The sequence below is a fragment of the Streptomyces sp. NPDC048361 genome, from assembly GCF_040651795.1.
GTDB lineage: Bacteria > Actinomycetota > Actinomycetes > Streptomycetales > Streptomycetaceae > Streptomyces.
In genome coordinates this window covers 143,402-152,340 of record NZ_JBEZKW010000012.1, presented here as the reverse complement: position 1 = coordinate 152,340, position 8,939 = coordinate 143,402, and the positions used below count along the sequence as shown (strand labels likewise).

Below are 8,939 nucleotides of genomic sequence, written 5' to 3'. Positions count from 1 at the left end.
CGGGCTTTCTTTCCTGGCCCACTCCCACGGGGGGGGGGGGGTTAGTCTTTGCCCGGGGTCAACGATGGGGGGGGGTGTCAATAGCCGGGGGGGCCCCGTCTCACGTGAGACGGGCCACGCCCGAAGTGACCCTGTTCCCTTACGGGTAGTCACAGCAGTCCCGCGACGCCCGTCCGGTCCATGGGCAGCCCGGCCGCGCGGAACCACAACGCGTTCCCGGCGATGCCGCCCGTCGCCTCGTCGGTGTCCACGAAGGCCCGGAGCAGGGCGCGTTGGGCGGAGGTGAGCTGATGCAGGGGGTCGTGGCCGCCGGGGAAGGCTCTGAGCAGGATCGGGCCGCGTTCGTAGTCGGCGAACGACGTGCCGCCGGCGGCCACGATGGTGACGGCCACCGGTGCCACCTCGTCGAATGATGCGGCCAGCGCGAGCGCCGAACGCAGCACGGTGAACCGGAACCACCCGTCGAGCCCGGGCAGCGGCTCGGGGAACCAGCCGTCCGTCGTTCGCGGGTCCCGCAGCGCGTCGAGGAGGACGGCGAGAGCGCGTGGTCGATCGGCAGGGGCGGGACCGAGCGCGGCGCAGACCCGCACCGCCGGATCCGAGTCGACGAGCAGGTCGGAGGTGTCCGTCCTCCACAGGCCGAGCGCCCGCGCCACACCCGCTCGCTCCCGTCGCGCCGTCCCAGTGCCCAGCCGAGCCCGCAGCAGTGCGGCGGCCCGCGGCACCCGGTCGGCGAGCGCGGGGTCGCAGAGGAGTGGCGTCACGGCGCCGAGCGCCGCTTCACGGACGTGTGGATCGGGCGAGGAGACGAACGGTTCGACGGCGTCGTACAGGGTGGGGCGTATGGTCCGGCACGCGTGCAGCGAAGCGAGTTCGTCGGGGTCGTGCTCGCGAACCGTCTCGTCGTGCCAGGGCTCCCACTGCCAGTGGGTCCGGTCCCGCTCCGGGTCCTCCCCCTGGGCGGCCGACTCCGCCACCTGCCCCAACCAGGCGAGGAGGGCGGCCCGCAGGGTGCGGGGCGGCCCGTCGTCCCACGGGAAGCGTCCTTCCTGCTCGGTGAGGCCCATGGGGTGATCGAGGACCGCCGCGACGAACAGCGCAGCGGGTGCGGTGACGGTGTACAGCGAGCCCTGGTGCAGCACGGCGGCGTCCAACACGGCCAGCCCCTCGGACCGTGCATCGGGGTCCTCGTCCACGAGGCAGCACAGGGACCCAGGTATGTCCTCGGCGGAGCCGTAGGCGTGGCGGAGGGAAGCCCAGTCCGTCCCCAACAGCAGTTCTCGGGCCGCCGTCGGCAACCCGCTCAGGATCCGCGTCAAGCGGCCACTCTCTCCAACCGTCATGCCCGCACCCTGCCAGCACCCACTGACAACGCCCTGCCGAGATCCAGCCGTGCGGGTTCTTCTCGGAACCCGAGGACCCGAGGACCCGAAGACCCGAAGCCCCGACGACCTGAGGGCCTGACGACCTGAGGGCCTGACGACCCGCACAGAGAGGGAACGGCGGCCGCGGACACGTCAGTTGGTGCCCAGGACGGAGAACAGGTAATGCGGCCCCTCGATGTCGTCGGTGTCCTTGTCCAGGAGTCGGGCGCCGATGTACAGCCGGCCCTTGTCGTACAGCAGGTCGTCGCCGCGGTAGATGAAGGATGCCAGGACAGAGGTGAGGAGCTTGTCGTCGTTCGGGAGCTCCATGAGGACGGTCTGCTTCATGGTGGCGCCGTCGATGCTGACCACGGCGCCGTGTCCGTACACGCGCGGAGTGCGCAGGGCGATGACGTTGGTGCCGTCCATGCGGATGGGGAAGAGCCTGGATCCATCGCCGGCGTCGGCGCGGCCCGCTACGGGTTGGCCGGTGGCGAGGTCGAAGGCGACGTACTCGTTGGTGTGGCCGGGCACTTCGGGCGATACGTTGGAGTGCTCCGCCGTGGGCAGGAACAGCTTGCCGCCGCCCGCGAAGGGGCCCAGGCAGGTGCCCACCTCCAGCTTGCAGTCGATGGCGTACTTCTCGTCGGGGATCGTGATGTGGGCCAGTTCCTTGCCGGTCTTCTCGTCGACGGAGTAGATGTCGGAGACCTTGGCGCCGGAACTGTCGCCGGGATAGCCGCCGACGACCAGGGGCTTGGAGGACAGCACGTGCATGTCCGTGAACGCCGAGGACACCTTGTACGTGGACAGCGGCTGTCCGGTCGTGGGGTCCAGCGTCTGTACCGTGAGGGACGGCTTGGCGTAGTCGCCGCATCGGCGGACGGCGACCAGCGCGGGGCCTCCGGCGTAGCCGTCGTCCTGGCAGTTGTCGGCGCCGGCCTTGGGCTTCCACAGCTGTTTACCCGTGGCTATGTCCCAGGCGGCGCCACCGGCGGGCCCCGCGCCTACCGCGGCGGTGCCACCACTGATGGCGATCTCCACGACGGGGAGTCTGGCGTCACCGGACCCATCGGCGGAGATGCCGATGGTGGGCGTGCTGGAATGCCAGAGCATCTTGCCGGTGGCGATGTTGAACGCCGCGAGCTCCGTGCAGGGTCCGCTTCCCTCGAACTTGGGCCCGTTCTCGTCCTCGTACGCGATCACGGTCAGGCCGTCCGCAGTGCTCTGCAGGGTCGAGTTGCACACCGTCGTGCCAAGGGGAAGTTTCCAGAGCTGGGCGCCACTTGTCCGGTTGTAGCCGGTGATGTCCTTCAAACCGGCCTTGGCGTACACCTTGTCGGTGAGCCACTCACCAGAGACATCGTCGATATCGTTGATGGCCTTCGGCGCGAACGGATGGAAGAGCAACTTGGCGGAAGGCGGGGCAGTTTGGCCGCCGCTGCCGCCCTTACCGCCGCCGGCGGCTCCCTTACTCGCACCTGCCACCGGGGTACCGGTGCCTCCGTCGCCACCCGATGTCACATACACGGTGCTGGAACCGAGCACGAGAGCGATGCCCACCACGATGAGGGCGTAGGCCGGCCATTGCCGCGGGCGCCGCACGGCCGGCGCGGAGGAATACGTCGGCGGGGTGCTGGGCATCGGCGGAACGACTGGTCCGAAGGGCGTGGGGGGTGGCCCGAACGGCGTGGGAGGCGGCCCGAACCCCTGCGAAACACCGGGCGGTTGTTGGGGTGGCTGGCTCATGACGTACGTACCTCAATGGAAAAAGGGAGTGGTGGCGGTGATCGTCGCTTGGTCGGGTGCGGTACGCACCGCATCCCGGCCTCCGTCGCCACCGAAGTCGGTACGCAGGGCGAGCGACGTCAGACGGCGGGCTGAGGCAGAGGCATGAACATGATCCTCTCACCCGACGCTGACGTCCGAAGCGAACTCCATGGCCGCCCGCCCCCTCGCGTAGCGTCAACAATGTCCCCGCCATGGCGTGTGGGTGGTATCGGCCAGGTGCACGCCGCGCTTGTAGAGGAGGGGCCGTACTCGGCGGGATGTTGGGCGGATGAATCGCGTTCGCGCCGCTGCCACTGTCCTTCTGCTGACGCTCCTGCTGTGCGCCGCCGCTCCCGCGCAGGGCTCTGCCCCGGCCGACGCGGGCAGTGCGGAGCACGTCTCGCCGGGCATCGAGTACAGGGCGTTCACACTGCCCACCGCGCACGGTCCGATCCGGATCCATGTGCTGACCGTCGACCTGCGCCGGCCCGGGGTACGGGCCGGCCTCCTGTACCCCGGCGCCGTCGCCGACCGGGCGCCCGTGTCCGACATGGCGGATCGTCAAGGGGCCGCCGCCGCGATCAACGGGGACTTCTTCCACATCAGCGAGGACCAGCACCCCGGCATCCCCGCCACCGGCGCCGCCTCGGGTGCGGCCGTACGCGACAGTCGGCCGCTGAAGGCGGCGGTCCCCGACGGTCAGCGCTTCGGAGGCGCGCTGCCACCGGGTGACAGCGGTGCGGACGTCCTCGGCGTCGGCACGGACGGCAGAGCCCGCACCGCACGCCTCACACTCCACGGACAGCTCCGCACCCCGCGGACAACCCTGCCCGTACGCGGCCTCAACCAGTACGCGCTCCCCGAAGGGGCGATCGGCCTGTTCACCCCTCAGTGGGGCAGCGCCTCACGTGCCCGCGCGGTCTGCGGCACCGATCGCGACCGGGCGGCCCCCTGCAGCCACGACGTCTTCGAGGTGACGATCCGTCACGGGCGAGTCCAGCGCACCGCCACCGTCCCCGGCGGCGGGCCGATCCCGCCCGGAACCGTCGTCGCCCTCGGTCGCGAGGAGGGCGCCCGTGCGCTGCGCTCCCTCACCCCTGGCATCCCGGTCGACGTCGGTTACCGTCTCGGGTCCACCAGCCCGGTCCCGTTCACCTTCGCCCTGGGCGCCTACCGCGTGCTCGCAAACCGGCGGCCACTGCCAGGTCTGGACGCGGTAACCGCCGCTCCCCGTACGGCCGTTGGTCTCGCGCAGCACGGTCATCTGATGAGGCTGGTCGCCACCGACGGGCGGGAATCAACGGCCACCGGCCTCACCCTCGCCGAACTCGCGCGTCTGCTGGGTTCGCTGGGCTGCGACGAAGGCGTTCACCTCGACGGAGGCGGCTCCACCACCCTCGTCACCCGCGACCCCGCCACCGGGCACGCGGTCGTACGGAACACCCTCGACCAGGGCCGGCAACGCCGCGTACCCAACGGCATCGCCCTCTTCGGTCCCTGAGGCCCCGTCGGCTGCGACGGGACGGGTTACGTTGCGGGCGGGGTCGGGAGATCGGTCAGTCGATGGCGTTCTGGGGCTCCTGGGGGCCTCGTCGCGTCAGGGACGTCAGATGGTCGGCGAAACCGCCGTGGGCGCGGCCCTGGAGGCGCGCCGAGGTGAGGACCGGGCAGGCCGCTGTGGCCAGGACGCGGTGGCCGCCCCGTCGCAGCGCAGCGATGAGGGCCTGGTCCTCGCCCACGGACAGAGGCGGGAAGCCGCCGACCGCGAGGTAGGCGGCCGCCGTGACACCGAGGTTGGCTCCGTGGACGTGCGGGTGGTGCCACGCGCCGCTCGGGGGGCGGGTCGCCTCGTAGCGCGCGCGGTGCAGATGGGTGAGGGGTGAGGCGAAGGGCAGGGCGACCGTACCCACGACCGCCTCCCATCCCTCCCGCGCGCGGGCGAGTTGGTGCGCCAGCCACTGCGGCGGTACCTCGCTGTCGGCGTCGGTGGTGGCGATCCAGACGTGCTCCGCGGCCGTGCCGAGTGCCCGCAGCGCATGCGCGGCGCCGGCCGCGCGGGCCAGCCCCGGGTTGCGGACGTCGCGCGTGACGACGGCGGCTCCCGCTGCGCGGGCGACGCGGGCGGTATCGTCCCGGCACGCATCCGCGACGACCACGGTCAGGACCCGGACCCGCGCGAGACCGGGGTGCCCGCTCGCGGTGCGCACCGCTTCGAGCGCGGCCGGCAGGAGCGCCTCCTCGTCGTGCGCCGGGACGACGACCGCGACGGCCTCAAATCTCACGTCAGGCCCTCCTGCTCGGCGGGCGTCGCCGGGCGGCTTCCGTCGGCGTTCGGGCGCTGGTGGATCTGCAGGACGAAATCGTCCTCCCGGTGATCGGCCAGCAGCCTCAGGCCCGGCACATCCGCCAGGGCGTCGGCGATGCCGCTCCCGGTCGTGAGATGTTCCGGGACGGGGTGGTTCCAGTGCACGGTGGCCAGGGTGCCGCCGGGCTCCAGAGACGTGACCGCCCGCTCCAGCAGGGTGCGCAGCGTGGTGTCGTCGAGGTAGTAGAGCAGCTCGGACAGCACGATCAAGTCGAAGGTTCCCTCCGGCCATTGGCCGGGGACGGCCATCTGCTCCACGTCCACCTGCGGGTACGCGCGGGTGCGACGCCGGGCGGTTGATACCGCTTCCGGTACGCGGTCGCACGCCAGCACCGCGTCGCAGCGTACGGCCAGGCGGCGGGTCAACTCCCCGACCGAGCAGGCGGGTTCGAAGGCCCTGCGGTAGCGCTCCCTGGGCAGCGCGGCCACGGTCAGGTCGTACTTACGCCGCTCGTACCAGCGCTCCGCCAGGTGCCAGGGATCCTCGGCGCCGCTATACATGGCGTCGAAGTACGAGGCCGGGGTGGAGTGATGGCTGCTCGTGATCGCATCCGCCGGGGTGCTCGTGTTCGGGGCGGAGAGGTTGCTCGTGGCCGGAATCGCGCGGCTGCTCGTGTCCGGGGTGGAGTGCCCGCTCGTGTCCGCTCGGGAATGGTCGCTCATGCTCATGTGAAGAACACCTCGATGTCCCGCAGGTGGTGGGCGAGTTCATCGGGTGGCAGGACGGCCGCGTCGGCGGGGTCCGGCCCCAACGGGTTGATCTGCGAGGTGAACTCCTCGACCGCCCGCCGCTTCAGCGCCGCGATCTCGGCGGGAAGACGCACCGTGGCGGCGGTGTCCCACGGCACGCGGGGGTCGGCAGGGCGGGCCCAGTGCCACGTCCACACCGGGTACGTCCAGCAGTCGACGGACGCGGAGCGGGCCGCCTGCGACGCGGCCCGCCCGGCCGCCTCGTGATCGCCGTGTACGTCCCCGGTCCACGGCGCCAGACACAGCCGGGCATCCCCCAGCAGGGGCTTCAACGCGGCGGTCACGTCGTGTTCGTGCAGGGCGACGCGGGTGTCCGCCACGCCCAGGCGGATCACCTCGGTGCCGGGGGCGCCGAGCGCGGTCAGCGCACGACGGAGTTCCTCGGCCCGGATGCCGGCCAGTTCGGCGGGCGTGACGCGGGTGCTGCCGGGGTGGGAGCCCTCGCCGTCGGTCACGGACACGACGGTGAGGTGGAGCCCGGCCCGCGCCAGGAGGGCGAGGGTGCCGCCCGCTCCCAGTACCTCGTCGTCCGGGTGGGCCGCGACGATCACGACCCGGCCCCGCTGGGGAAGGGGGGCCGGGGGCAGGTCGTTCAGTCCGTTCCAGGCCCGCCACTCCCGTTCCGGGGTGCCGGGCGCCTGGATCGGGTCGGCGGGCGGGGGCGCTTCGGTTCCCGTCACTTCTGCCCCGCCTCCGCGATGAGCCGGCCGAGCTCCGCGAGGTTGCGCTCGCCGTGGTGCTGACGGATGTAGACGGTGAGGTCGGTGGCGCAGCGGGTGTGGGACGGGTTGTGGCACAGAGGCTCCGCGCCGGTGGCCCGGCCCACGTGGGCCAGGACGTCGGCGCAGACCGACTCGACGAACCCCCTCACCCGCAGACTCCGCAGCCGGGCCATCCCTTCCTCGTCGGCGGGATCCCGGTCGATCTCCGCGGCGGCCTGGCTCAGGACCGCGCCCGCCGCGTGCAGGCGCATGTCCACCGCGCCGAGGTGGGCATCGGTGAGCGGGTCCGCCCCGCGACGCCCCGCCGTCTCGGCCAGGACGCGTGCGACGGCGCGGGCGCCGCCGTACCAGCAGGCCGCGACGCCGATGCCGCCGTGCTGGAAGCCGGGCCTGTTCACATACGCCTCCACACCGCCGACCGGCACCGCGGGGACGTCGGTGAACGTCACGTCGGCACTGTCGCTTGCGGCCATCCCGAGCGCCTGCCAGGTGCCCTCGACGGGCCGGCATGCGCCCACGCGGGAACCCGCCCCGCCCTGGCCTGCGCCCGCATCGGCCCCTGTGCCCCCGCCTGCGTCGGCGCCCGCACTCGCATCGCCTCCGCCGGCGTCGGTCCCCGTGCCCGCGCCCGCGTTGGCACTCGTGTCTGCGCCCGCGTTGGCACGCGCGCCCGAGTCGGCGCCTGCACCCATCCCGGCTCCCGCTCCCGCGCCCGCTCCTACTCCCGCTCCCGTAGCGACGGCGAAGAGTCGCCGACCGTCCTCGGCCTTCGCGGTCACCAGAGCGTGGGTGCAACTGTGGGCGCCCGAGCAGTACCGCTTGAGGCCGTTGATCACCCAGCCGTGCTCGCCGCGCGTCGCCGTGAGCCCCTGCCCGGGCGGCTCGGCGGCCCAGACACCCCAGCGTTCGCCGGGCCGGACCGCGGGGCCTTCGAGTTCGGCGAGGATCGCGACGGCGTCCACGTGGCCCTCCACGAGACGGACCAGCGAGAGGTCGCGTTCCGCCACCCGGGTCAGGGCGGCGAACCGGTCAGAGGTCCGGCCGTTTCCCGGAAGCGGGAAGTCCAGGAGACCCGCATCGATCTCGGCGACGCAGCGGGCGAACTCCGAGGAAGTCTCCCGGCAGACCTCGCGCATCCACGCCGCCGATCCGTTTGATCCGTTTGATCCGTCGAACCCGCTGAATTCGTTGGACCCACTGGGGCCGTGGGGGCCCTCCGGACCGTGGGGGCCCGGGCCCTGGGCACCCGAGCGTACGTCGTACGCGGTTCCTTGCATCTGCGCTACTCCTTGCCCAGGGACGGTCATCGAGTTCCCAGGCGCCCGCTCCCGCCGGACGCCCAAGGAGGCGTACCCCCGGCGCGCGCCGGGATGCGCCGGCACCGTCAACCCCGGTGCGGGGGGAGTTCCCGGTGCCGGGCGGTCCTCCTCGCGTCGGCGGTGCCGCGTCCTGACGTCTTCATCCTCGCCAGGCGTCAGCCCGTCCGCATCACGGGCCGCGGATGGCGGGCGGCGGGCAGTGTCCTCGCCGCGGGACCGGGCGAAGGCCACGGGCCGCGGACAGTGGGCGATGTCCCCGCGGGGATCGGGCGAGGGCTCGGCCGGCGGCGGCGTACGGTCCGGAATGCCGCGGTGGGCGACCCACACGGACGCGTCTCGACGGCGCCCGGCTTCGTATGCGCGGCGAAGGGGGTGCGCAACCATGGCAGAGCGCTCGATGCCGCCTCGTGTGCGGGCCGCGCCGAGCGGGTCGCTTCGGAGGAGGGCTTCGAGGCGAGTTGCCTGCCCGGGGCGGGCAGGTTGCTCGGGCCGGCCGGCGCTGTGAGCATCCCGCCTGGACGCCACTGAAGTACTGACAACTCCGTTCAGCGCGGCGGTGACCGCACCCGGGCCGACAACCGACTCCGATCGCACCTGCGTGAGTACTACCCGGGGATCCTCGAAGCGTCCGCCGACAAGCGGGAACGCC

Annotated in this window: 7 protein-coding genes; 1 reads left to right on the top strand and 6 read right to left on the bottom strand. The window is 72.4% G+C overall.

Going from position 1 to position 8,939, the window contains the following annotated elements; genetic code table 11:
* Positions 1-149: 149 nt before the first annotated feature.
* Positions 150-1,343, bottom strand: coding sequence for a hypothetical protein (locus AB0D31_RS09815; protein ID WP_362719500.1), 1,194 nt, complete (start codon positions 1,341-1,343; stop codon positions 150-152).
* Positions 1,344-1,517: 174 nt separating this feature from the next.
* On the bottom strand, positions 1,518-3,008 hold the full coding sequence (locus AB0D31_RS09810) for a PQQ-binding-like beta-propeller repeat protein (protein WP_362719498.1): 1,491 nt from the start codon (positions 3,006-3,008) through the stop codon (positions 1,518-1,520).
* 415 nt (positions 3,009-3,423) lie between these two features.
* Here AB0D31_RS09810 and AB0D31_RS09805 point away from each other — a divergent pair, with 415 nt between their 5' ends.
* Positions 3,424-4,635 carry a phosphodiester glycosidase family protein gene (locus AB0D31_RS09805; RefSeq protein WP_362719495.1) on the top strand — a complete coding sequence of 404 codons (1,212 nt, stop codon included), beginning with the start codon at positions 3,424-3,426 and terminating at the stop codon, positions 4,633-4,635.
* A 55-nt stretch (positions 4,636-4,690) separates the two neighbouring features.
* Here the strand turns inward: AB0D31_RS09805 and AB0D31_RS09800 are convergent, their stop codons facing one another.
* The 4 genes from AB0D31_RS09800 to AB0D31_RS09785 form a co-directional block, all read right to left on the bottom strand.
* Positions 4,691-5,416, bottom strand: coding sequence for a glycosyltransferase (locus AB0D31_RS09800; protein ID WP_362719493.1), 726 nt, complete (start codon positions 5,414-5,416; stop codon positions 4,691-4,693).
* Entirely contained in the window at positions 5,413-6,000 is a 588-nt protein-coding gene (locus AB0D31_RS09795) for an SAM-dependent methyltransferase (RefSeq protein ID WP_362719523.1), read from the bottom strand. The genes AB0D31_RS09800 and AB0D31_RS09795 overlap by 4 nt, the downstream gene beginning before the upstream one ends.
* A 164-nt stretch (positions 6,001-6,164) precedes the next feature.
* Positions 6,165-6,929, bottom strand: a complete 765-nt coding sequence (locus tag AB0D31_RS09790; RefSeq protein ID WP_362719490.1) for a PIG-L family deacetylase — start codon at positions 6,927-6,929, stop codon at positions 6,165-6,167.
* Complete coding sequence (locus AB0D31_RS09785) at positions 6,926-8,107, bottom strand: acyl-CoA dehydrogenase (protein WP_362719487.1); 1,182 nt, start codon at positions 8,105-8,107, stop codon at positions 6,926-6,928. The genes AB0D31_RS09790 and AB0D31_RS09785 overlap by 4 nt, the downstream gene beginning before the upstream one ends.
* Positions 8,108-8,939: the final 832 nt, after the last annotated feature.

Excerpts from the sequence above, each read along its gene's own strand:
- AB0D31_RS09815 (WP_362719500.1), bottom strand. The coding sequence starts at position 1,343 with ATGACGGTTGGAGAGAGTGGCCGCTTGACGCGGATCCTGAGCGGGTTG.
- AB0D31_RS09810 (WP_362719498.1), bottom strand. The coding sequence starts at position 3,008 with ATGCCCAGCACCCCGCCGACGTATTCCTCCGCGCCGGCCGTGCGGCGC.
- AB0D31_RS09805 (WP_362719495.1), top strand. The coding sequence starts at position 3,424 with ATGAATCGCGTTCGCGCCGCTGCCACTGTCCTTCTGCTGACGCTCCTG.
- AB0D31_RS09795 (WP_362719523.1), bottom strand. The coding sequence starts at position 6,000 with ATGTATAGCGGCGCCGAGGATCCCTGGCACCTGGCGGAGCGCTGGTAC.
- AB0D31_RS09785 (WP_362719487.1), bottom strand. The coding sequence starts at position 8,107 with ATGCGCGAGGTCTGCCGGGAGACTTCCTCGGAGTTCGCCCGCTGCGTC.